This window comes from Brachyspira hampsonii, from assembly GCF_001746205.1.
Taxonomy (GTDB): Bacteria; Spirochaetota; Brachyspiria; order Brachyspirales; family Brachyspiraceae; genus Brachyspira; species Brachyspira hampsonii_B.
Map to the genome: position 1 here is coordinate 38,485 of NZ_MDCO01000009.1, position 25,641 is coordinate 64,125.

Below are 25,641 nucleotides of genomic sequence, written 5' to 3' on the forward strand. Positions count from 1 at the left end.
ATACTAAAGTTACTAAAAAAATTATTTTAATTTTATAAGCTTCAAATCTACAGCTATCATAAACACGCAAGGTAAAAATATCAATGTTATTAATGTTGAGAATATAAGCCCATAAGCTAAACTCATAACTATAGGTACTATCAAATCAGCATCTCCTCCTATGCCGTAAACTGTTGGCATTAATCCTCCAACTGTAGTTACTGTGGTTAAAAATATAGGAAGAAGTCTTTGAGTAGCTCCTTCTACTATTGAGTCGAATGCGAATTTTTTTGGATTGCTTAATGCTTCTGCATCAGTTTTTCTAGATTCTATTATTTTGTTTATCAAGTCTATCATTATGATGCCGTCATTAACAAGTACACCGCATAACCCTACAATACCTATAAAACCTATAAATGACATAGGCATGCCATGAAGATAAAATGCTATGAATACTCCTGTTAATGTAAATGGTATTAAAAACATTATCATAAGAGGCTGAGCAAATTTTTTGAATTGAAGTAATAATATTAAGTATATTAAAACTATTGCTATAAATAATGTAACTGCAAGTCCGTCTAAAGCTCCTACCGTCTGATCTGCCTCTCCTCCGAAACCTATTATAACACCGGGATATCTTTGACTTATATCTTTAAATTTATTCTGTATTGCAAACATTACTTGTATAGATGTGTTTTGTCCCTGAACTAGATCTGCATTGATAGTAATGCATCTTTGTCCGTTATAATGCCTAATAGAAGATACTCCGTTTGTTTCAGTTATACTTGCAACATTTTTTAAATATAGAAGTCTGTTATAAGTGTTTGGTATTACAAGATTATTAAGTACATTCGTATCATATATATAATCTCTGTCAAGCTGAACTCTGAAGTCTAATTTATAATCAAGTTCCTGTATTGAAGTTGCAACTGCACCGCTGTATGCAGTTCTAAGTTCATTTGCCACATTAGCGACATTCATTCCTAATTGTGCTATCTCATCATAATCAAATAATACTCTTAATTCATTTTTTCCAGATTTATCATCATCGTAATAGTTTATGACTCCATTAAGACTAAGCAAATATGCTTTTACCTCATCTCTTACTTTTCTAGTCTGATTTAAATCATTTCCAACTATTTTTATATCTACTGCTTTTCCCGGATCCATTGGAAGTTTAACTGATACCATCAAAGCATCTAATTCTTCTCTTAAACTTGTTTTTTCTAATTCTCTATTTATATCGTCCATTATATCATAAGCCGTTTTTTTTCTTTCTGTAGATGGTATAAGATAAACTGTAATGCCTGCCAGATTTGCCGATTCTTCTGAAATATCAACTATATTTTGATTAACTTGTTTTCCAACAATGCTATTAACTGCTATTAAGTTTTCAGCATCAACAGACTTATATATGACATTTTCTATTTGCTCAACATACTTAATAGTGTTCTTTATAGAGTTTCCTATTCCTGAGTCAATATTTATCATTATGCTGTCAGAGCTTGTATCATATATAAGTATAAATTTCTGCAAACTATCTTTAGCTAAAAAGAATGAAAATATTAAAAGAACTATAAAAAATAAAACTACCAAGTATCTGAATTTTAATAAAATTTTTAATGCTTTATTAAAAGGGTTTTTCATAGCATTGAATAATTTTTCTTTATCAAAATCCAGAGGATTTTTTATTTTTTTGAAGAGTTTAAAGTTTTTTTTAGTTTTATCTTGCAGATTATTAGGAAGCAAAAATATAGCCTGAAATAAACTAGCAATTAATGCCACCATAACAACTTTAGGAAAAGGTGCTATGAGTTTGCCTACAACATCTTTAGTAAGAAGCATAGGCATAAAAGCTACAACAGTAGTCATAGTGGCAACCATTATAGGGCTTACTACATCTTTTACCGCTTCAACTGTTCCTTCTAGTCCTGTCTTCCCAGCCTTTTGAAAATCGTATATGTTTTCGCATACCACTATACTATTATCAACAACCATTCCTATAACAGTAATTATTCCTGCTAGTGATATAATATTGAATGTTAAATCAGAAAAATGTATGTATGAGAAAGTGATAAATATTACGACTATCATTCCTATGCTTGTAAATAATGCACTTTTGAAATCTAAGAATATTAAAAGAACTATTAATATTATAATGAAACCGAATATTAAATTGCTAGTTGCTACATTTGTAAGAGCTAATACCATTCTTGAAGTTTCACCCATAGTTGTAACTTCTACATTTTCAGGTATTAAATGCTGATTATTTTTTAGAAAATTATTAATGTTTTCTGTAGTTTTTACTATGTCAGCATTCTCTTTTTTTTGTATGCTTAATGAATATCCTTCTACGCTGTTTATTCTTACATATATAGATTTTTCTACAAAACCGCTGTTTACCTTTGCTAAATCCTGTATCCTTACTCTCTGACCATTAAAAGTAGATCTTACCACAACATTAGTAGCCTCTGAAGGATTTTCAAATTGTCCCATTGTTACTATTGTTTTTTCTTCCTCATTTTCTTCTAAATCCATATAAATAGGCTTTTTTAAATCTCCGCTTGTAGCCCTTATATTTCTTGCAGAAAGCGAGTTTACTATATCTGTAAGAGAAATGTAATATTCCTGCAGTTTTTTAGGATCAGCAAGTATCTTTACTTCAGGATCCGTTCTTCCCTGAACTGTTATATCAGCAACCCCGTCAACATATTTTAATTGTCTTTCTAATTCCTTACTGAAATCGTATAAAACTTTTTCATCTCCTTCAAATCCTTTTTTAAAATGCACTCCTATTTTGTAAATAGATGTAAGTTTTGGATTTATATCAGTTATTTCTATAGTTTCAACTTCTTCTGCCATATCTGGAACACTTTGCATTTTTCTGAATATATCATCTTTAGCTTTGCTTGTATCTATTTCCATATCTAACTGCACGAATATAATAGCTGCATTTTCAGTTATTATTGAAGTATACTCATCTATTCCGGATATAGTTCTTAATTGATCCTCTATTTGTATGACAGCATTTTGTTCTACATCTAAAGGAGAGGCACCGGGGTATACTACTTGCAAAATCATTAATTCTAAATCAGTTGATGGGAAGGATTCTTTATATATGTTATAGTATGAATATAGACCTATCATAATAGAGATGAATATTATGATATTTACAAGCATTCTGTTATTAGCAAAAAAGTATATTAGATTTTTCATTATCATATGATTCCTGTTATATATTATACTCTATAGTATATAAAATTTTATTATGAATTTATACTTTTATAGAAAAAATTACTAAATAAATAATATTAATGATAAATATATTTTAGATTTAGTCTTAAATAAGACTATTTTTATAGACATAAATATCATATTGTTGTTTATTATAAAATTAATTTACATTTTTTATTAAAATATTTGTAATTATAAATATAAATAGTTTACATTTTATTATATTATAATATAATATACGAAGGTCTATTAATATTTTTTAATTTACCAAAATCTAGGACATTTTATATGAAAAGCAGTTCAAATAAAAATAATGCCAGAGTAAAAAAAACAAAGAAATTGCTTGAAGATTCTCTTGGTATTTTATTGGAAGAAAAACCTTTTGAGGATATAAGAGTAATTGATATTTGTGCTAAAGCTAATATGCATAGAAGCACTTTTTATACTTATTATAATGATAAATATGAGTTATTAAAATCTAAATTAGATGAATATGAGGCAAAATTTTTAGAAGATTTGAAAAGATATAAGATAGAAAATAAATTAAAAGATTCTCATGTAGATATAATGGAAAAAATACTTCAGTATTTTTATTTAAATAGGAAATATTTGAAAATAATATTTCAGAATAATAAAGATGGAAGTGTTGCAAACATTTTAAGAGAATATTTAGCTTCTTATGTAATAGAAGGCATAAAAGATTTTAAGACTATTCGCCCTAATAAAGAGAATGTTATAAGGGTTATGGTTAGTTTTTATTCTGGCGCATTCATATCAGTTCTTACAGATTGGATACTTAATGATTGTTTTATATCTGTAGAAGAATTGGCTTCTTATATATCCGATATTATTATGCAAAGAGTTTTTTCTGAATAAAATTATTTTTATAGCCAATTTTTTTTATTCTTAATTACATATTTCCGATAATATATGAAAAACATTTTTTACATTTGTATTTTTTATTTGATTTATATAGTAGGAGAAAAAATATGAAGAAAATAATTTTGTTTGTATCTTTATTTGTTTTTTCATTTAATTTTTTAAATGCACAAAACATAACAAAAGAAAGCGATTATTCTAAAAATTGGGCTAGTTTTATTTTTAGAAAAACTATAGATATGAAAGGTGCTTTATATGAAGGAAGACCGGGCGGAGATTTAGAATTAGTTTCAGGAAGATCGCCTCTTTTTCTTGTAAAAATTTATAAATTTATGGGGGCAAGATCAGATCAGCATGCTTATTATACCCATCAGGTGCCTATATCTATGTTTTATGATAATGCCCCAGCTCTAGGTCTTAATTTGGTTGAAGGCTATTCCATAGAAGGCGGAAAAATAATGAGATATTCAAAATATATAAAAAGCTATCAAGGTAAATTAGATTCTTGGAAAAAAGCCAACTCTACTTTTACAAATGAGAGATGGGTAGCAAATACTGATGCAGATTGGAGTTCTTATCCTGTACCTCAGCCGGAAGATGTTAACTGGGCTGACGGAGAGTATGCAGGAGAGTTATATTAAAAAAATATAATGTCATATATTTATATTATATTAGTTATATTATTGGTATTGACTGTTTTATTTTTTATTAATAATAAAGCCGTTATTTCTTATGATAATGCATGGATTAAGTTAGTAAAAAAAAGAGTAGTAAAGGAAGCAGATAGATATTACAGTTTTAACGAAGACGGTGTACTCACTATAAATAAAAAGAAGATACTAAATTTTATTCATGCAAAACATGAAAATATGGCAGTTTACAGCAATACAGATTATTTAAATAAATTTATGCTTGTTTTTTCTGGATATCCTTCCATAAAGGTAACCTTTATGGAAGGATATATAGTTGAAAATAATAAATTATATTATACTTATGCCTATAAATCATCTTATTATACCAAACTCAATAAATGGATGAAATCTAATGGAGTTTTTGAAGATAAAGAAAATTGGGTTGCCAAAAAAAATGTTAAATGGAATACTTTTCCTTGTCCTCAATCATCGGATATAAATTGGGAAAAAAAAGCTATGATAGGAATTTTATCATAAAGAATCAATTTTTTTTAAATATATATTACAATTCTATCAATACCTTGTTATATATGTAAGTATATTGAATATTTTTTTTTATTTGTTATACTTGTAAAATCAATTATTATTCAAGGAGAATTATATGAGTTTAAATATAGAAGATAAAGGAAAAGTTAAAGTTGTAAGTTTAGTTGGTAAATTAGATGTTAATTTATCTGTATCTATTGAAGCTGAGTTGGAGCAATTAGTAGAGTCAGGTTCTATTAATTTGATATTAGAACTATCAGGAATTGAATATTTAAGCTCAAGCGGAATAAGAGTATTTATTTCTATAATGAGAAAAATTAAAGATAAAAATGGAAGATTGGTATTAGCTTGTGTTCCAGATATAATCAAAAAAATATTAAAAACAGTAGAGTTAGAGGATCTATTTGAAGTATATGAAAATGTAGATGATGCAGTAGCTTCATTTTAATATTTTATATTGATTTTATTTGTTTTTTTTGTATAATAATTTAATATGTTATTAGTTTTATAATAAATTATTATATTGGCAGAGTATGAGATTAAAATGTTATGTGAAATTTAAAATATTAGTTCTATTTTCTTTTATTTTACTTGCTTGTGCATCGAGTCAGAAAAATACTGATTCGGCATTTGACAGCAGACCTTTTTTAAAAGAATATAAAAGATATTCTTTAACATCTGGAGAGGTAAATCCGGCATTAGATGCTGTAATTGATAAAGAAGGTACTTGGATTTATTATTCAAGAGAAAATGCCGGAAATACTGATATTTTCGCTGTAAATTCATATACTCTTGAAACTTATAGATTAACTAGAAGCCCCGGAATAGATACATCTGTTTCCGCTGATGATAAATCAAGATATATAGTATTCTCTTCAACTAGAGATGATGCTTTCGGTGATATATATTTATATAAACTTTATAATTTTGGAATAAGAGTTTCTAAAAATAATTTAGAAAATTTGGAGCAGAGTATCATAAGACTTACAGATTATAAAGGTTATGATACTGATCCTGTGATTTCTCATAAAGGTAATTCCATAGCATTTATTTCAGATAGGGACGGAGGAGTAAAAAAACTCTTTACTGTAAAGCCTAATGGTAAAGATGTGAAAAAATTATCTGATATTGAAGCTAGTTCTCCTGTATTTTCTTTTGATGATACAAAAATAGCTTTTATAACTTCTAAAGCCGGAGATAGATATTCCCAATTAGCTATATTAGATTTAATTCCCAATACTAATAATCAGACTAATTTAACTATACTTACCGATACAGAGACATTTAAATTTAATCCTACATTTTATAATGATGATACTATTATATTTTTTGAAATAGAAAAAGATTCTGACAGAGATGGAAATTTAACCTATTATGATAAAAGACGCTTGATGTCTTATTCCTTGACAACACATCAATATTATGTTTTATCAGAAGATACACAATTAACTACTTTTAATGTAGCCTATCCTTCTGCTTTGGTTGGAGCCTATGTTGTTAGTGAAGATGGTACTAGTATAGTAACAATGGGGTCTACAAAAGAGTATTTTATAAAAGATGATAATTCTGATGCTATGTATAATAGTTTTGTTGAACTTCCATACAATAGGAAAGTTGATGCTGTAGAAAGATTTGCAGAATATTTTCCTTTTTCTGAAGATAAGAATAATGTTGCTAAAGCATATTTTAATATAATGATATCATCATACACTAATAATAATACTAAAGAATATAATAATACCAAAAAGGTATTAACCTCTGAATATTCAGATACATTTCCCGGATTTTTAACATCGAAGATAGATGAGAGTTTTGATACTAATAATAATTGGTTTGATATAGAATCTTATACAAATGAATATTTTATTACTAATACCGATTTGGAAATAACAAATTTAGTAGCTTGGTCAGGCTATATATCAGCCAATGAAAAATATAAAACTGATAAAAATAATGAAAATACATTTACAATTCTTAGTGAAATTCTTAATTTGAATATTGATAAAGATTTATATTTGCTTGCAGCTAAATTATATGCTCATTCAGTTGAAGATAACGGATATCAATACCCAGAAGATGAAGATATTTATAATATTCCTTATAAAAGAAAAGATTTATTATTTTCAGACAGATTAGAGATTGCTAAAGATTTCATAAGAGATTCAAAGATTTCTTATAATGTTATAATAGAAAATGCTCATCCTTATGCTCCTTTAGCTGTTGCCACAAGGCTCATATATTTAGACGGACTTATAGTTTCAAGAAATTATGATGATGCTACTAATTTGTTTAAGCCTTATATTGAGTCTAAAAATGATATAATGCTTGCATTGGGATATTATGCAAATGCTAAGGTTCTTATGGCTCAGAAAGATGATGAATCTTATGCTTTGTTTAAAGAAGCATTAAATTCAGGAGGAAAGAATTTTGATTCCACTTATGAGGCTCAGTATTGTAAAACTACATTAGCTGATTATTACAAATCTTTAGCAGATAAAGCATATAATGAAGGTAAGTATGCTGCTGCTTATGAAAATTATAATGAGACTTTAAAATATAATCCTAATGATAACTCGGCTTCTTCAAGGGTCATAGAGAGCGGACTTAGAGCCTACAGTACGATAGAATCACTCGAAGAAACTATACTTGAGAGAGAGAGAAATATTTTATCAACTAGATATTCTTCTCATGAGGCACATGCTGAGCTTGCAAATGCTTATTACTATTTGGCTAATAGATATTATGGTATGGCTGTATCCAAACAGTATAGTCCTGAGCGCTATGTTGTAAGCGAGAAAAAAAGAGAAGACGGATTTTATTTGTATTTGAATATGGCTTTTGATACCATAATTGAAAAGGCTGTGTCATATATTAATTTTGCAATATTCTTATATCCTGATGAAGAAAATTATTATGTAAAAAAATCTGAGATGCTCACATTCGCTCAGGCTTTAAGAATGCAGGTGCTTCAAGATGAAAAAATATATAAAAGCGTAATAGAGTTAGTACCAGCTTATAAAGATAATACAGTTACTAATGGTACATATATGGGTTATAATATGCTTGCATTCCAGACTCAGAATTTGGATTCTGAAATTATAGATTCATTAATAATGGCTAAAAGTAAAGTAAGAACTAAACCTAGTGCCATATCTATAATGCTTGCTAATTCTTATTTGATAAATGGAAGGTATTCTGATGCAGTTAATGAATATAAAGAAGCAGAAAGTTTACTCAATCAAATAGGAACTGATAAGAGTAAGGCTTGGTATCATTTCTTTTATGGTTATTCTTTATGGATGAATAATGATGTAAAAGGAGCTTACAGAGAATATGATAAGGCTCGTGCTTTATTTGAAAAATTAGGTGATAAAGAAAGTGTATATAAAATAGTAGGATATACTTCAGTTGCTGCTATAGAACAAGAGGATTATAATAAGGCTATAGAGTCATTATTAGAAAGAGATGAACTTACAAAAGATGATGTTAATAAAAATGAACTTAATCAGCTTTTACTTGCGGCATGCTATTTAAAATTAGAAGATTATAATAATGCCTTACTATATTGCGATAGTGTAAAAGCTAAAATAGATAGTTTGGATTCATCTGTTTATACTCCTAATTATGTTAGTATAACTTTATATGGTGCTAATATTAATGTTGTAAATTTGGGACTTGCTTCATTTGGAGGATATATACCGGGAGAGCCTTTGAATGTAGATAAACAGCAAATGCTTTATTCTATATATCAGGAATTATATGAGAAGATGGGAAGATATTCTGAGGCTAGAGAGGCTTTATCTTCATACCGCAATTATATTATTCAGGATAAACCTAAAAAATCTATTCAGCCTTTGATGCTTGCTACATATTACAATAATGAAGGGTATCTTTATTACAGACAGGGAGATCAATCCAATTCTATAATGTCTTTTAAAACATCTATAGAAGAATATCAGAAAACTTTAGATGAAAAAACTTTGGCTGATAATCCTAGTCTTAAATATGAAAATGCTGAAAATGATGCTAAAAACTATTTGAGTTTATCATCTTTATATTTAAGATATTTATCAGAAAATGATTTAACTTCTATTAAAAGAGAGTTTTTTATAGAGTTATTTAATACCACTAAAACACTTCAGATATTATCTACAAATAATGTTGTTAGTACAAAAGACAGATTATTATTGTATTCTCATATAGCGGCTTTCAATTATATAATGGCATTTAAACTTACAGCGGACAATAGTGTTAATTATAGAAAAAAACAATCAGATGATCCTACAGATATGAGAAACCATGATGTAAATGTACAAAGATTATCTATGCTTAAAGATGCTATAGATAGATATAAATATATTTTATCATCTAACTCTAATTTTCCGGTGGATTTAAAAACTGAAATTATTATAAGATATAATTTAGCTAAGGCTTATGAATTAGCAGGTTATATAGAAGAAGCAGCAAGAGAATATATGTCTGCATTCTCAAAGGCTCAGACTTCTGCATTTGCTGTTGAAGAAATAGCAATACTTACTACTTTGATTGATTTCAGTTCTAAATACAGAAACAGATATCCTGATAGTTTGGATTATCCTGTGCAGTATGTATTTAGAATATTAAAGAGATTAAGAGAAAGTGTGTTTATGATAACATTTGTAGAAGATAATAATTTTATATTAAGACAAGCCAAATATAAAGTTATAGAGTTTTTAAAAGACAGTTATCCTGATGCTAGTATCAATATACTTGCTATGTTTGATGCTATTGATATGAGAAGAAAATTCTTAGATAAAAGACTTTATACTTTGGGTGAGAATAATTATTATCTAAGAGAATATTATAAACTTTATGAAAAGACTTTGTATTCATATCAAATGTATTTAAATTCTGTAGATACTCCTTATGATAGTAAGATGGAAGCTGAAATGCTTAAAGAAATTTCAGGATATGAAAAAGAAGCAATAGAAAAATTTTCTAATACTCCTATAGAGCCTATAGTAATATGCGATGTTAAGCCTGAAGATATTGATAAATCTATGCGTAAAGATGAGACTCTTATTTGGGATACTTATTTGGGATATAGATTTGTTAGGGAAAATGGAAGAACTGCATTCTATATGCAGACCAATGATATGCCTAAAACTAAAAACTATGTTACGCATATAGGATTCAGACCTATTGTTATAAGCAATAAAAATATTTTTGTAAGAGAATTATATGATTCAACAGAATATATGCTTCCTGCTAAAACTGCTTATATAGATAGTAAATTAATAGCATTCTTTAGAACTACTAGAAATGCTGAGAAAGAAATAAACAGCAGTATGACTATGGCAAGCAATACTAATGCTGCTAATAATGTTTATAGTTATAATAATTTGCAAAATGACAGCAAATTAAATAATACTAATAACTTATATATGAATGTTTCTTATAATTCTGAAGAAACTAATAATACATATTCAAATAATATATCTTCAAATTCTTCAGTTTCTACAAATAGGAGAAGAAGAGGCAATTTCAGATTTATGGAGTTAAAAGATATAGCAACTAATTCTTATGTTCCATTAGTTACAGATATAACAGGGGCTAGTACTTCTGATATATCCAACATAATGAAAAAGAATCTATATATAGTTTATTCTGATGAAGAAACTTTTACAAACAATAGAAGGGTTCTAAGAGATATAAATAATATAGCTTTAGTAGTAGGAAAAAATGGAAGAGATTCCAGAATAATGTTTTATACTAATTATTTCAGAAAATTATCATCTAATTCTTTGGAAGTTAGTATGAAAGGCTATGACAATAATATGTTTACTGTATACGGAAAGCCTGATTACAGTGTATCTTCATTGTCAAATGCTGCTTATGAATTTAAGACAAGACTTTATAATTCTTATTCTTCAAGTGCTTCTCCAAGTATTAGTATGATGTCAAATGTTATTGCTTATTCTCAGAGTGATAATGAAAAGATGTTTAATTATGCTAGAATTGTTGAAGACAGATATAAAGTTATGGATACTAATACGGCTTATTTATTCTCTGAAGAAGGATATAAATTCTTTGCAAGTTCATATACGAATATAAGCGATTCTAATGCTTACAGATTTATAAAAGCAATGCTTCCTATTTATAGAAGAATGGGAGAAGATGGTGCTGTTAAAGGAGCTAATAGAGCATTGCATTTTGTTTATTTATACACTAATAATAATTATGATTTAATAGATGAATATTTTACTCCTAGAACATTATCAAGATTTTTGAAGGCTAAAAATGATCCTGAACAATCTGTAAAATATTTGAATTATATTGCAAATAGAGTTGATGGAGATAATAAAGATAAAATTTTAGAAGTTGCCGTTCTTTATGATTTAATATACGCTAAGACTCCTATTGATACAGTAACTAACTTTCTAAATAGAATGCAAAATACAAATGAAGTATTGACCGTTGCAAATACTATAATGAATGCTGATGCAACTAATGAAAATGATATATTTACTACTATGAATTATATTTATGGAAATCAATATATATTTGAAACTGATACAGTATCAGAATTTGCAGACAGATTCTATTCATTATATAAAACTAATTCTGCTTATATATACGGATTATTAAATAAAATAAGAGTTCCTGAAAGTAATTTTGATAATAATATAAAAGATGCTTATGAAATATTCTCAAATGAAAATACTAATACTATGTTTATATTCTATGCTTATGAGGATAATAAATATGCAGCTTATAGTTATGTTGTTGGAGACAGTGAGGTAAAAAAATCTGTTTTAATAGATAGAGATAAACTTAATACATATTTAAATAGCTTTACAAATGTATCCAAACCAAGAGAAAGAAGAAATTCATTAAGATCTATTCAAAGAGCTATGCTTTCATCTGATATAATTAAAGATGCTGAAAGGGTGAAAAAAATATATATAACGGGTTCTGCCGGCAGTTTATTTACTGTTCCTTTTGCATATTTGGAAGCATTCCAGAATAATGATGTTATAAAAATAAGAGAGTTCCAATATTCTCCTTTATCTATTGTAGATGTTGGTAAGCCTTCTATCAAACTTAATACTGAAACAAACTTTTATACTTCATTAGAAAGTTTAGCGGTACAATCATTTAATGATGCTAAAGGAAAAATACCTTTAATGCATTACATAGGAATAGATACAAACAGAAATAAGCCTTATGATGATACTGATATATTCTTATCCCCAGCTAGAAATAATGATATAAATATGTATTTAAGATCTAGAAATGATACAAAACTTTTATTTACATATACTACTAATTCTTCAGGTGATTATTATACTGTTATGAAGTATTTATATAATAATTTCGACAAAGGTATAATTGATTCATACAGATATATAAAGACATATAGAGTTCCTGTTGATACTATAAATCAAAATGACAGAGATACTTTATATATGGCTAATTATGCTTTATTTGATTATATACTTCCGGGTATACCTAGAGATTATGTTGATAAATAAATTTTACTTTATTTATAAAATTTATCTTTTTTAGTAAAAAATATTTACTCTTTCTTGACATTGTGTTTACAATATGTTATAATATAATTATAAATAATTAATAGAGGGGTTTTTTATGAAAAAGATACTTATTATAATTATTAGTATTTTTATAATGCAATTCAGCACTGTTTTTGCAGATTTTCATGCTGGTATAGGATTATACATACCATTAGGTGCATCCATATCACAAAGTTATCAGGAGCATAAATTAGGAGTTAATAGCAGTGATGGTAAATTGACTCCCGATGCTGCTTTTGAATGGGGTATAGGAATAACTCCGGGTATATATAATGGTTTTGATAATTATATGGGATTTTCTATAGCATTAGACTTAGCTTATCATAGAGATGTTTTTGCTTTTAATGAAAGCAAAGCAGCAGGAACTCAGTATCAGAATGTTAAAACAACTTATTATTTTGATACACTTAATATAGGAATACTTCCTAAGTTTAATATATATAACTTTTTTATAGGAATAGGTGCTGGAGTTAAAATTCCGTTAGCCGGAGGAGAATCTACAAAAAATTATAATACAACATATAATCAATTTGAAACTTCTAATAGTTATTATACTTTAAATGATATTAAAAATAAATATCAAATGTCTGTAATCCCTTATCTTAAATTGACATTAGATTATTTATTTTTCTTTAGTGATGAAACAGCTTTAGGAATAGGACTTTATGCAGGATATGATTTCGGACCTGGAAGAGTTAATGATTCAAGATTTAATAAAAATGATTATGGTGCTTTTGATGTCGGCGGACAATTCAGTTTCTATTTTGTAGACAATTAATATATTCTCAATGGTTTTTAAGCAGGGTATTTATTATCCTGCTTTTTTTATTTAACTAATATATTTATTAATGAAATTTTTTATTGTATTCCAATATAAATCTTCATTACTGAAAACAGCAGATATATGATTTCCGTCTTTTATAATGAGTTTTTCTTTTTGAGATGAACAAGCATCATAAAGTTTATTAACCATGTTATAATCTACAAGCTCATCTTTATCGCCATGTATAAAAAGAATTGGTATTTTTGATACTGCCACTCTTTTTTTTATATCAATATCTTTAAATGAGAAACCTAATCTTATTTTTGCCATTAATGATGTTGCTTCTACTATTGGAAGAAAAGAAAATTTATAAGCCATATCTAGTCTTCTTTTTAATTGCTCATAAGCATTTGTAAATCCTGCATCTTCTATTATTGCTTTTACATTATGTGCTCCATCTTCATTACAGCACATCATAACAGAATTTGCTCCCATAGAAATTCCGCAAAGAATTATTTGAGCATTATTATAATTATCATTTATATATTTTATCCAAGCTAATACATCTAATCTCTCTAAATATCCAAGAGAATATATTTTCCCTTCGCTTTCTCCATGAGTTCTTAAATCTATTGCAAGAATATTAAATCCCATATTATAAAATTTTTCTATAAAATATTTCATATAAGATCCTCTCCCTTCATAAGGGTGAACTATTATAACATATACATTACTATTATTATTTATAAAATGAGCATGCAATTTTAAATTATCATCAGATACAGTGTATACATCTTTTTGAGAGCTTTCAAACCATATTCTTCTTTCTTCTTTTATTCGTTTTTTTTCTTCGCTTTCTTCTTTACTGCTTTCTTTTCTTTCAAATAGTTTTTTATTTGTTTTTATTAGAAGTTTATTTACAAAATGATTAGAAATTATTATTAGTATTAATAATAATAATATTATTATAGAAAGTATAATATATAATATATACTGCATTGATTATCCTTAACTACAAATTAATACAATATATATTATATTTTTTTACTAACTTTGCAATATCAAATTTATCATCCTAAAGCTACATCAAGAACCATCATTATAGCAAATCCGAATATAAACCCAAATACTCCGAAATGATTATGTTCTTCAGCAACAGCTTCAGGTACAAGTTCTTCTATAACAACATACATCATAGCACCGGCAGAAAAAGCTAAAGCTATTGGAAGTATAATTGTAAGTTTTGTAACTGCTAATGCACCTATAACTGCCGCAATAGGCTCTACTATTCCGGATATTGCCCCAAGTAAAAAAGATTTTAATTTAGGTACACCTGTTGTTTTAAGCGGAAGAGAAACTGCAGCACCTTCAGGGAAATTCTGTAAACCTATACCAAATGCTAAAGCTAATGCAGCATTAAATGTTACTCCGCTATCTCCCACAGAAAAAGCTCCGAATGTTACGCCTACAGCCAAACCTTCAGGTATATTGTGCAAAGTTATAGCTAAAAATAATAATATGCTTTTTGATAATTGTACTTTAGTTCCTTCTGTTGCTTCATTGCCATTTACTATATGCATATGAGGCATTACTTTATCTAATATCCATATAAAAAATCCACCTAATAAAAATCCTGCTGTTGGTATTAACCAATTAGGTAAATTAGTATTCTCTGATAATTCTATTGAAGGTGCAAGCAATGACCAGAAACTAGCGGCTGTCATAACTCCAGCAGCAAATCCATACATAGATGCTAATAGTTTTGGTTTTATTTCTGTCATAAAGAAAAATACAAGTGCTGAACCCAATGCTGTAAATGCAAAAGTTATACCGCCTCCGAATAATGCCAATGATACAGGTGAATAATTTTCTATCATTTTTATGCCTTTGTTTTTATTTTTATAGAATGATTATATATATTATATAAATTAATTTCAATGCTTATTAATAATTATTACTAATAATATGATTTATTTTTTTATTATATATAGATTAATTTTTCATTTTGATTTATTATATTATAATAGGTTTTAATTATTAGGAGAATTTGTATGAATAATTACAGCGAAGATAAATATTTTGATAAAGATTGTATATTTTGCAAAATAATAAAAGGAGAAATTCCTTCACAATTCATAAAAGAAAATGAATATTGTGTTGTATTTAAAGATTTGAATCCTAAGGCAAATGTTCATTTACTTGTAGTTCCAAAGCCTCATGTTAAAAACATCTTGGAAACAGATGAATTTATAATGAATAAAGTTCTTGAAACAATAAAAGATGTTGCGAAAGAACAAGGTTTGGAATCTTTTAGAATAATGAATAATTGCGGTGCCGGAGCAGGTCAGACAGTATTTCATGTTCATTTCCATATACTTTCCGGAGATAATTTAGAAGAATAATAAAAAATATATTAAATTGGAGTTAACATAATGATAGACAGTCATTGCCATCTTACTTATATATCTAAAAAGAGTAAAGAGTTAGAAGAGGTTTTAGATAGAGCTAATAAGGCGGGTATATTTTATTTTGTAGACATAGGGGTTCACCCTGATGATATAGACGAGCGTATGTTTATATTATCTGATGCTGAGGGGGTATTTTTCAGTATGGGATATTATCCTGATTATGCAAATGAGAATGATGAAGATACATTAGCGGCATTTGAATTAAAAATAAAAAATTTGAATAAAAAATCATTGGAGAAAAAAAATAAATCAATATATGCTGTAGGAGAAATAGGACTTGATTATTATCATAATGAAGATAATAAAAATGAACAGAAAGAATTTTTTAGAGCTTTATGTCAAGCAGCAAGAAATGTTGATTTGCCTATATTAATACATAGCAGAAATGCTTTTAGAGATACTTTCAAAATTCTTAGAGATGCAGATTTACCTAAAAGAGGAATATTTCATTGTTTCAGCGGAAATGTAGAAGATGCAAAAAATGCTTTAGATTTGGGATATGTATTATCTTTTTCAGGGTCATCTACATATATGAAGAATGATTTTATAAGAGATGCTTTTAAATATGTGCCTAAAGATATGTTTACAATAGAAACTGATGCTCCTTATTTAACTCCTCAAAAAGTGAGGGGTAGGGCAAATGAGCCTTCATTTATACCATATACAGTGGAGGTATTATCTGAGGTAAGCGGAGATAAAAGCGAAGATATTATGAGAAAAGCTTTAGAAAATGCTGTTAGAGTTTTGGAATTGCCGGTAGATTTAAATAGAATATGATTTAATAATATAAAAAAGCTCTCAATAATAAATTTTATCGAGAGCTTTTTTATATAATTTTGTTTGTATTATTTTACAGTTTTAACGGCTTCTTTTAATTTGTTTATATCATCAGCATTAGGGTGTCCCATAGCATTATCATAATTAGCTAATTTAGATTGAACAACTTTTTTCTCATCATCAGTTGCAGCTTTTTCAAGCATGTTTTCTAAGTTCTTCTTTTGACCGTCTATCCATTGACCCTGACAAGCATAAGTACCTACTAAGGTATTAGAAGAATCTAAGAAATTTTTTGCTGGATTAAGCATTTTATCATAATATTCCTGATTATTTCCGTAACCTACAGTCATAAATAAAAATACTTTTTTATTTTTTAATGTCTGCATAAACTTTCCAGCAGCTTCATCACAAGTACCTTTATAACTTCCTGCACCAACGAATACTACATCAGAATCATTAATTTTATTCTGGTCTGCAGCATCAGGTTTTACGCATTGAAGGCATTCTCCATTAGATGCTTCTTTTATAGCTAAAGCTAATTTTTCAGTATTTCCGCTTTTACTTGTATAAACAATAGAATATTTCATTTTTAACTCCTTTTGTTAGAATACTCTAATTATTATAACATTTTTTTATGGTTTGTCAATATACTATATAATGGTATTTGTTTTTATATATGGTTTTTAAACTTGCTATTATATGTAAAATATGCTATAATATGTAAATTATAAAGTGAAATTTATTATATTATTTAATAGAGTAAATCAAGGAGAAGGCAAATGGAAGTAATCTTAAAAAGAGATTTTATATCATTGGGTTATGAAGGTGATATATGTAAAGTGAAAGATGGCTATGCAAGAAATTACCTTATTCCAAGAAATATAGCAGTTATAAAAAATGCTGCTAATCTAAAAACTTTAGCTCAAATGCAGAAAAGTTTAGAAAAGAAAAGAGCTAAAAGAAAAATGGAAGCAGAAATTTTAAAAGGTAAAATCGTAGATATTACAGTTGTTATACCTATGAAAGTTGCTGAAAATGGTAAATTATATGGTTCAGTTAGTCAGCAGACTATAGTTGATGCTTTGAAAGAAAAAGAAATTGATATAAATAAACGCGATGTTCATATGGAAAAACATATAAAAGAATTAGGTGAATTTGATGTTGAAATCAAATTGTATCATAGCGTTAATGCTAATATCAAGATCAAAGTTATTAATTTAGATGAAAACACTGTTGCAGAAGAATCTAAAGAAGAAAATGAGGTTTCAGTTGAAAAAGCTTAATAAAATAAGCAATATCCAATTAATAGGCATAATATCTAATGAATAATACACCCTGCTCAATAGAGGCTGAAGAGTCTCTATTGGGTGCAATGCTTCAAAATTCTCAGGCTGTATCTGTTGCTATATCCAAAATAAAATCTACCGATTTTTACAGTGAAAGAAATCGTATGCTCTATGAAAGCATTTTAGAAATGCATAATAGAGGAATAGCCATTAATGCAGAAACTACTTTGAGATATCTTAAAGAAAATGGATTATTTGAAAAAATTATTCAAAATGATGAGGCATATTTAATTCGTATTATAGATGGAACTCCTTTTCATCAAAATGCTAAATATTATGCTGAAATCATAGCGGAAAAATCATTATTAAGGGATCTGATAACTGTTTCTCAGGATATACAAAAATCAGCTTATGAAGCAAAAGATGCAGAAACTAAAGAGATAGCAGATTTTGCTGAGAAAAAAATATTTGAAGTTACTCAAAGAAGATTAGATAATGATTTCATTCATATAAGGGATTTACTTTATGAAGCTCTAACTTCTATAGAAAGCAGAAAAAAACATAAAGGAAGTGTTACCGGAGTACCTTCAGGTTTTATATCGCTTGATAAGGTTACACATGGTTTTCAGCCTTCAGATTTGATAATATTAGCTGCAAGACCTTCTGTGGGTAAAACAAGTTTTGCTTTAAATATAATAGAACATGTAATTACAAATATTGAAACTTCAAATTTTGGTATTGGTTTTTTTTCTCTTGAAATGAGCAGAATGCAGCTTGTAGAGAGATTAATAGCAAGTAAGGCTAGAATAAGTTTATCAAGAATAAGATCCGGAGATTTGGAAAAACAGGAATGGACTAAACTCGGACAAACATTTAACAGTTTATCGCAAGCTAATTTATTAATAGATGATTCAAGCCAATTAACTATTATGGAGATAAGAGGAAAGGCTAGGCAAATGAAGTATAAATTTGCTGAGATGAGTAAAACAACAGGTAAGGAAATAGATTTAAAATTAATAGTTGTTGATTATCTGCAATTAATTCATTCAGGTTTGAATACTAGAAGAAATGGTACAAGAGAGCAGGAAATAGCTGATATTTCAAGAGGACTCAAAGCATTAGCAAAAGAGCTTAATGTACCCGTTATATCTTTGGCACAATTATCTAGGGCGGTTGAACAAAGACAGGATAAGCCTAGACTTTCAGATTTGAGAGAATCAGGTTCCATAGAGCAGGATGCTGATATAGTTATGTTTTTGCATAGACAAAGACCTAATAAAGAAACTAAAGATGATGAAGTAATAGATGAAAGAACTAATCAGGTTGAGGTAATACTTGCAAAACATAGAAATGGTGCTATACATGACGGTATACCGCTTCACTTTATAGCAGATCAAACTAGATTTGAAAATATTTATAATAATAATGAGTCTTAATTATAAGGAGTAATTTTATTATGGAATTATTTGATATGAAAATAGAATTACGAAAGGGGCTTAAAAATAAGTTAACATATTTTTTAGCAACTTTGGGAGAGTTTGCCTTTCTTATTATGGAGGTTTTTAAATACACATTCAGACCTACATTTTCTTTTAAGCTTTTAAAAGATCAGATAATAAGAATGGGGGTTGATTCTTTTGTTGTTGCTGCAGTTACTGTGCTTTGTACAGGAATGGTTATGTCATTGCAGATAGCTGTAGTTCTTGACAGTGTATTAAAAGGTATATCACAATTTGTAGGTTCTATGGTAGGTAAGGCTATGGTTAAGGAGTTATCTCCTATGCTTCTTGCTTTGATATTTGCAGGAAGGGTTGGAAGTTCTGTTACTGCTGAGATTGGTACTATGCAGGTTAGCGAGCAGTTGGATGCTTTAAAAACTTTATATACCAATCCTATAGAATATGTTGCCGTTCCTCGTTTCTGGGCTGCGGTTATATCGCTTCCAATGCTTACTGTTTCTGCAGATGTTATAGGGGTTTTGGGAGGTGCTGTTGTTACAGTATTTGTATTACATAGTGATCCTATGCATTATTTTGACAGGGCTATTTCTGTAATAAGTGTTGGAGACTTTGTAGGGAGTTTGATAAAGTCTACTATATTCGGTGCTGAAGTTATGATTATATCCTGCTTTTATGGGTTTAGAACTTCAGGCGGTGCTGAAGGAGTAGGTAAGGCTACTACTACAAGTGTTGTTTACAGTTTTATGATAATACTTATAACTGACTATATACTTGTTTCAATACTTGGTATGTTTGGAATGTAATTTATAATTCATATACATAAATGAGCAGGCAATATGATTATTGTCTGCTCATATTTTTTTAAATATTAGGATAATATTCTTTTAAAGCATTTCTTGCCTCTTCTCTGTCATCAAAATGTATCGTTTTATCTGGAAATATTTGATAAGTTTCATGTCCTTTTCCTGCTATTATAATTATATCATTTGCTTTAGCTTCTCTTACAGCCTCAAAAATAGCTTCTTTTCGGTCAATAATCTTCTTATAATTTTTATTTTTGAATCCTTTTTCAATATCATTCATTATCTGCTCAATATCTTCTGTCCTTTGATTATCAGTTGTAAGTATAATTATATTAGCATATTTTTCAGCTATTTCTGCCATTATAGGGCGTTTTTTTCTATCTCTGTCTCCTCCGCAGCCAAACACTGCTATAACTCTGTTAGGATTTAGTTTTCTAGCTTCTATTAAAATATTTTCTAAACTGTCAGGAGTATGCGAATAATCAACAGCTACTATAAACGGATGTTTTTCTTTGGTTACTATTTCAAATCTTCCTGCAACCTGAACTTTTCTCATAGCTTTTATTGATTTTTCTATATCTAATTTATTCTCACAGACATAAGCCAATATTGAAAGCGAATTTAAAATATTGAATCTTCCAAGCATTGATAATTTTACTTTTGATATAAATTTACCTTTTGCATAAAATTCATATTCAGTGTTTTTAGAAGTTAATGAAATAACTTTTCCGTAATAATCAGCTTTTTCATTAATTCCGTAGGTAACCATATTTATTCCCAATTTTTTTATATAATTAGATATTTGTTTAAAATTATCAGTATCTATATTAACTATCGCTAACTTTTTCTTTTTGCTGCTTTCTTTTAGAAGTGAAAATAATTTTAATTTTGCCTTAAGGTAGTTTTGCATATCTCCATGATAGTCAAGATGATCCTCTGTGATATTAGTAAAAATGGCAGTATCATAATTCAGATAATCGCATCTATTCATAGCAAGTGCCTGAGATGATGATTCCATAACTATATGAGATATTCCTTTTTTTAATGATTTGTAAAATATACTTTCTAAATCGATAGATTCAGGAGTTGTAAGATTAGTTTTTATTTCTGTTTTTCCTATCATGTTTTTTATAGTACCTATTAAAGTTGTTTTGTTTTTATTTGCTTCAAGTACAGATTTTAATAAATATGTTGTAGTAGTTTTTCCATTTGTTCCTGTTATTCCTATTGTATTTATTTTTTTTGTAGGCTCATCAAAAAATTTTGCTGAAATATAGGCAAGGCATTCTCTCGGATTTTTTACAGCAACAAAGTGTACATCTTTATAATTATCCTGTAATTTTTTTATAAAATTTTTATCTGCAGTATTATCATATATTATAATTGATGCTTTATTATTTATTGCACTTTCTATATATTTATGTCCGTCATCTTTCAAACCTTTTATAGCAACGAATAAATAATTTTTCTTTATTAATCTTGAATCGTATTCTATTGCTTTTATTTCTGTATTTAAACATTCCTTTGTTAACTGACTTTCTTTTGATACTTTATAATTTTTAATTAATTCTTCAAAATATTTCATATTATTTTCCTAATTTTATTTTGTACTTTTAAATAAAAACAATATTATAAATTTATGGTAAAAAATTATATATTACTTGATTTTTAAGTATAAAAGATATATAACTATACTATACTAAAAATATTTATGGAAATAATTTATGAATATATTTATGGTATCCAGCGAAGCATATCCTTTTTCTAAAACAGGAGGTTTGGGAGATATTGCCGGAAGTCTGCCTTTGGAATTATCTTCTATTAAGTTAGGTTCTTCAAAAATTAATACATCTTTGGTAATACCTTTATATAAACAAAATTATAAATTAATAAGCAAAAAAGATATCATATTTGAATTTGAAATAGAGCATGGAAAAGAAATAATAAAAACAGAAATAGCTAGAATAAAGCATCCTCAAAATGATAATGTAAATGTTTATTTTATAAAGCAGGATAATTTCTTTAAAAGAGATGGATTATATTCTGAAAATGGAATTGATTATTCAGATAATGCAAGCCGTTTTATATTGTTTTCAAAAGCTGTTATTCAATTAATAATATATTTATATAGGGAGGAGAATTTTAAATTAGATATAGTTCATATTCATGATTGGCAGACTGCTTTGATAGCTCTTTATATAAAAGAAGTTTATAATGATGAAGAGTCTTTGAAGAAATTAAAAGTAATATTTACTATACATAATTTAGCTTATCAGGGCAATTTTTCTTCAGATATATATCCGCTTCTTAATGTATCTTGGAAATTTTTTGTACATAGCAGATTAGAATTCTATGGTAATGTAAGTTTTATTAAAGCAGGAATTATACTTTCAGATATAGTTACAACAGTGAGTCCTTCTTATGCTAAGGAGATACAGCAAGAAGAGTTCGGGTGCGGAATGAATAGTCTTCTTTCAGGAATATCTCATAAATTATATGGGGTACTCAATGGAATACATTATGAATCTTGGAATCCTTCAACCGATAAACTTATAAAAAACAATTATGATATTAAGTCTATAGAAAAGAAAAAACTTATAAGAAATTCTTTATATAAAGAATTTGGGCTTTCAAATAAAAATTATCCTCTTGTAACTATGATATCAAGATTCGATCCCCAGAAGGGACTTGATTTAATATATTCTTCATTTTTTGAAATTTCTACTTATGATGCTAATTTTATTTTTCTTTTCAGCAAGAATAATTATTTCAAAGATTTTGAAAATGAATTTACTAAAAGAGCAGGCAGAGCTAAAAATATAAAAATATTATTTAGCTTTGATGAATCATTAGCTCATAGATTAACAGCAGGAAGCGATATGTATTTAATGCCTAGCCGTTTTGAGCCTTGCGGACTTAATCAAATATATAGTATGAAATATGGAAGTATTCCTATAGTTCATGCGGTAGGCGGACTTAAAGATACAGTTATCAATTACAGCGGAAATAAAAGTATCAATAAAGCTACCGGTTTTACTTTCAATGAATATTCTGTAAAAAGTTTTGTTGATACTATGGACTTAGCTTTCGATTTATATTATAATAAAAAAAATGTGTGGGATAAGCTCATATTTAATGCTATGGGTAAAGATTATTCTCTTCATAAAACTGTTTTGGAATATACTAAGCTTTATAAAAAATTATTAAATACCGAAAAGTAATATTATTTTTATATAAAATTATTGCTTGAGTTTAATATAATTCTGTATCAGAGTTATAAATATGATATTTTAAAGGAGTTCAAATTATGGCAAAAGATCCAAGTTTTGATATAGTTTCTGAGGTTGATATGCAGGTTATAGATGACTGTGTCAATGTTGCTGTTAAAGAAATAGATAATAGATTCGATTTCAAAGGACAGAATATACAAATTGAGCTGAACAAAGGTGAAAAAACAATAACTATACTAGCACCTGCAGATTTTGTTCTTAATCAGGTTAGAGATATTTTATTTCAGAAATTCATTAAAAGAGGTTTAAATCAAAAGTGCTTAAAAGAAAAGAAAAAAGAAAAAGCTGCAGGAGATTCTATAAGAGAGATTAATGAAATAGTTCATGGCATAGATAAAGATTTAGCTAAACAGATAGTTAAAGATATTAAAGACATGAAATTGAAAGTTCAGGCAAGCATACAAGATGAACAAATCAGAGTTTCAGGAGCTAAAAAAGATGATTTGCAGGCTGTTATTACGATGATTAAAGGAAAGGATTATCCTATACCTTTGCAGTTTACAAATTACAGATGATATTTATAAAAATGCAAAATTAAAGGGAGCTTTCGATAAGCCCCCTTTTTTTATTATTATCAATCATATTTTTAATCTTATTAGTCCTATTACTTTACCTACTATAGTTATACTTTCTCTCTCTATAGGGGGGTAATTATTATTTTCAGATACTAATTTAATACAGTCTTTTTCTCTGAAAAATCTTTTAATAGTTATTTCTTCGTTTCCATTATCATCTATTTTAGCAACAACAATATCTCCGTTATCAGCCTCATTTGAAGGGTGAACTAATACCATATCGCCTTCTTTTATGTGGGCATTTATCATAGAATCACCGATTACTTTCATAAGAAAATTATTCTCATCTTGTGCTATAGATTTGGGAAGAGAATAAGTTTCTTCTATAGTTTCATCTGCAACATCCATTAAAAGACCTGCTTTAACCTCATTAGCAAGAAGAGGAATTTTTATCATATTATGATTTCCTTTTTCTGAAGTGTCTATAGGAACACTGCCTCTTGCTCTTTTACCTGTTTTTTTTACATATCCTTTTTTTTCCAATGCTGTCAAATGAGTTGTTACTGCAGTAGGAGAAGCGAAATTGAAATGAACCATGATTTCTTTAACAGTAGGAGGATAGCCGTTTTCATTGGTGAATTTTTGCAGAAAATTAAAAATATCTCTTTGTTTATCTGTCAATTCAGTCATATTATACCTCTTTATATTAACATACCGTATTTGTTATTATACTATACAAAAATATGATGTCAAGTTTTTATGTGAAAAAATATATTTTTATGACTAATTATATTAAAAAAATTATAATTATTTTAGTATAATTATAAACTTTAACAAATTGAGATGTTTTTAGTATAATTAAATAATGAATAAATCAGCAGGCTTAATGATTTATTTGTATTATATTTAATTTTTAAAGAAGATGATGAGTATATATTATAAAATATTAAAATGATTCGGATTTTAAATCTTTGAATCTGTGAATAATCTTGAAATAATTAAGCATTATAATATGCTTTAAAATAAAAATTTAAAAGAATCAATTATTGATGTTAAAGATGGCAAAAAGATTTAGAAAAATAAATTAATAAGATTATATTAGGCAGCCATATTATGAGTAAAGTTATATATAAATATTATAATGTTTATATATTAATTATACAAAAAATGCAGAATAGAAGTTGAAAAAATCATATTTATATTATAGAATGTAAGTATGTATGATTTGTTATTAAATAATTTCTGCTTAAGGTTCCAAGCCAAGCCAAGCCAAGCCAAGCCAAGCCAAGCCAAGCCAAGCCAAGCCAAGCCAAGCCAAGCCAAGCCAAGCCAAGCCAAGCCAATAATATGAACTCGTTTTATTATCAATCATCAAAAAAAATTTGCCAAAAATTTTTCAAATCTGTAAATATTAAATTAATCAAGTTTACAATAA

The 25,641-nt window shown here is 27.6% G+C and carries 20 protein-coding genes; 13 read left to right on the plus strand and 7 right to left on the minus strand.

Annotation, left to right across the window (positions count from 1 at the left end; all coding sequences use genetic code 11):
• Positions 1–21 precede the first annotated feature (21 nt).
• Positions 22–3,195 carry an efflux RND transporter permease subunit gene (locus BFL38_RS05415; protein ID WP_069726103.1) on the minus strand — a complete coding sequence of 1,058 codons (3,174 nt, stop codon included), beginning with the start codon at positions 3,193–3,195 and terminating at the stop codon, positions 22–24.
• Positions 3,196–3,501: 306 nt separating this feature from the next.
• Here BFL38_RS05415 and BFL38_RS05420 point away from each other — a divergent pair, with 306 nt between their 5' ends.
• The 6 genes from BFL38_RS05420 (at position 3,502) to BFL38_RS05445 (ending at position 13,622) form a co-directional block, all read left to right on the plus strand.
• A complete protein-coding gene (locus BFL38_RS05420) occupies positions 3,502–4,089 on the plus strand; it encodes a TetR/AcrR family transcriptional regulator C-terminal domain-containing protein (RefSeq protein ID WP_008725798.1) in 588 nt (195 codons plus the stop codon).
• 113 nt (positions 4,090–4,202) lie between these two features.
• Positions 4,203–4,733 carry a hypothetical protein gene (locus BFL38_RS05425; protein WP_069726104.1) on the plus strand — a complete coding sequence of 177 codons (531 nt, stop codon included), beginning with the start codon at positions 4,203–4,205 and terminating at the stop codon, positions 4,731–4,733.
• Positions 4,734–4,742: 9 nt separating this feature from the next.
• Entirely contained in the window at positions 4,743–5,261 is a 519-nt protein-coding gene (locus BFL38_RS05430; protein WP_069726105.1) for a hypothetical protein, read from the plus strand.
• Between the two features lie 124 nt (positions 5,262–5,385).
• Entirely contained in the window at positions 5,386–5,718 is a 333-nt protein-coding gene (locus BFL38_RS05435) for an STAS domain-containing protein (protein WP_069726106.1), read from the plus strand.
• A gap of 85 nt (positions 5,719–5,803) precedes the next feature.
• The gene (locus tag BFL38_RS05440) at positions 5,804–12,784 is read left to right on the plus strand and encodes a TolB-like translocation protein (RefSeq protein WP_176720551.1); all 6,981 of its coding nucleotides are present in this window, start codon (positions 5,804–5,806) and stop codon (positions 12,782–12,784) included.
• A 115-nt stretch (positions 12,785–12,899) separates the two neighbouring features.
• Entirely contained in the window at positions 12,900–13,622 is a 723-nt protein-coding gene (locus BFL38_RS05445) for a hypothetical protein (RefSeq protein ID WP_069726107.1), read from the plus strand.
• Positions 13,623–13,673: 51 nt separating this feature from the next.
• Here the strand turns inward: BFL38_RS05445 and BFL38_RS05450 are convergent, their stop codons facing one another.
• Together BFL38_RS05450 and BFL38_RS05455 are read right to left on the minus strand one after the other, a co-directional pair.
• A complete protein-coding gene (locus tag BFL38_RS05450) occupies positions 13,674–14,606 on the minus strand; it encodes an alpha/beta hydrolase (RefSeq protein ID WP_069726108.1) in 933 nt (310 codons plus the stop codon).
• 71 nt (positions 14,607–14,677) lie between these two features.
• Positions 14,678–15,484, minus strand: a complete 807-nt coding sequence (locus BFL38_RS05455; protein WP_069726109.1) for a ZIP family metal transporter — start codon at positions 15,482–15,484, stop codon at positions 14,678–14,680.
• 174 nt (positions 15,485–15,658) lie between these two features.
• Here BFL38_RS05455 and BFL38_RS05460 point away from each other — a divergent pair, with 174 nt between their 5' ends.
• Positions 15,659–16,009, plus strand: a complete 351-nt coding sequence (locus BFL38_RS05460; RefSeq protein ID WP_069726110.1) for a histidine triad nucleotide-binding protein — start codon at positions 15,659–15,661, stop codon at positions 16,007–16,009.
• A 30-nt stretch (positions 16,010–16,039) separates the two neighbouring features.
• On the plus strand, positions 16,040–16,852 hold the full coding sequence (locus BFL38_RS05465; RefSeq protein ID WP_069726111.1) for a TatD family hydrolase: 813 nt from the start codon (positions 16,040–16,042) through the stop codon (positions 16,850–16,852).
• 68 nt (positions 16,853–16,920) lie between these two features.
• Here BFL38_RS05465 and BFL38_RS05470 read toward each other — a convergent pair whose 3' ends face one another.
• Positions 16,921–17,439 carry a flavodoxin family protein gene (locus BFL38_RS05470; RefSeq protein WP_069726112.1) on the minus strand — a complete coding sequence of 173 codons (519 nt, stop codon included), beginning with the start codon at positions 17,437–17,439 and terminating at the stop codon, positions 16,921–16,923.
• Between the two features lie 192 nt (positions 17,440–17,631).
• On the opposite strand from BFL38_RS05470, the gene rplI reads away from it, so the two are divergent.
• The 3 genes from rplI to BFL38_RS05485 are packed head-to-tail and all read left to right on the plus strand — an operon-like array spanning position 17,632 to position 20,401.
• Positions 17,632–18,135 carry a 50S ribosomal protein L9 gene (gene rplI, locus BFL38_RS05475; RefSeq protein ID WP_069726113.1) on the plus strand — a complete coding sequence of 168 codons (504 nt, stop codon included), beginning with the start codon at positions 17,632–17,634 and terminating at the stop codon, positions 18,133–18,135.
• 38 nt (positions 18,136–18,173) lie between these two features.
• Entirely contained in the window at positions 18,174–19,574 is a 1,401-nt protein-coding gene (dnaB, locus tag BFL38_RS05480; protein WP_069726114.1) for a replicative DNA helicase, read from the plus strand.
• A gap of 20 nt (positions 19,575–19,594) precedes the next feature.
• Entirely contained in the window at positions 19,595–20,401 is an 807-nt protein-coding gene (locus tag BFL38_RS05485) for an MlaE family ABC transporter permease (protein WP_069726115.1), read from the plus strand.
• A 58-nt stretch (positions 20,402–20,459) separates the two neighbouring features.
• Here the strand turns inward: BFL38_RS05485 and BFL38_RS05490 are convergent, their stop codons facing one another.
• The gene (locus BFL38_RS05490) at positions 20,460–21,986 is read right to left on the minus strand and encodes a UDP-N-acetylmuramoyl-L-alanyl-D-glutamate--2,6-diaminopimelate ligase (RefSeq protein ID WP_069726116.1); all 1,527 of its coding nucleotides are present in this window, start codon (positions 21,984–21,986) and stop codon (positions 20,460–20,462) included.
• Between the two features lie 139 nt (positions 21,987–22,125).
• Here BFL38_RS05490 and BFL38_RS05495 point away from each other — a divergent pair, with 139 nt between their 5' ends.
• Both BFL38_RS05495 and BFL38_RS05500 read left to right on the plus strand, forming a co-directional pair.
• Positions 22,126–23,622, plus strand: a complete 1,497-nt coding sequence (locus BFL38_RS05495; protein ID WP_069726117.1) for a glycogen synthase — start codon at positions 22,126–22,128, stop codon at positions 23,620–23,622.
• Positions 23,623–23,708: 86 nt separating this feature from the next.
• Positions 23,709–24,206 (plus strand): YajQ family cyclic di-GMP-binding protein, encoded by a 498-nt coding sequence (locus BFL38_RS05500; RefSeq protein ID WP_069726118.1) that lies wholly within the window; start codon positions 23,709–23,711, stop codon positions 24,204–24,206.
• 63 nt (positions 24,207–24,269) lie between these two features.
• Here BFL38_RS05500 and lexA read toward each other — a convergent pair whose 3' ends face one another.
• Both lexA and BFL38_RS15435 read right to left on the minus strand, forming a co-directional pair.
• A complete protein-coding gene (gene lexA / locus BFL38_RS05505; RefSeq protein WP_008725763.1) occupies positions 24,270–24,896 on the minus strand; it encodes a transcriptional repressor LexA in 627 nt (208 codons plus the stop codon).
• A 556-nt stretch (positions 24,897–25,452) separates the two neighbouring features.
• Positions 25,453–25,578, minus strand: coding sequence for a hypothetical protein (locus BFL38_RS15435; RefSeq protein WP_256097205.1), 126 nt, complete (start codon positions 25,576–25,578; stop codon positions 25,453–25,455).
• Between the last annotated feature and the right edge of the window lie 63 nt (positions 25,579–25,641).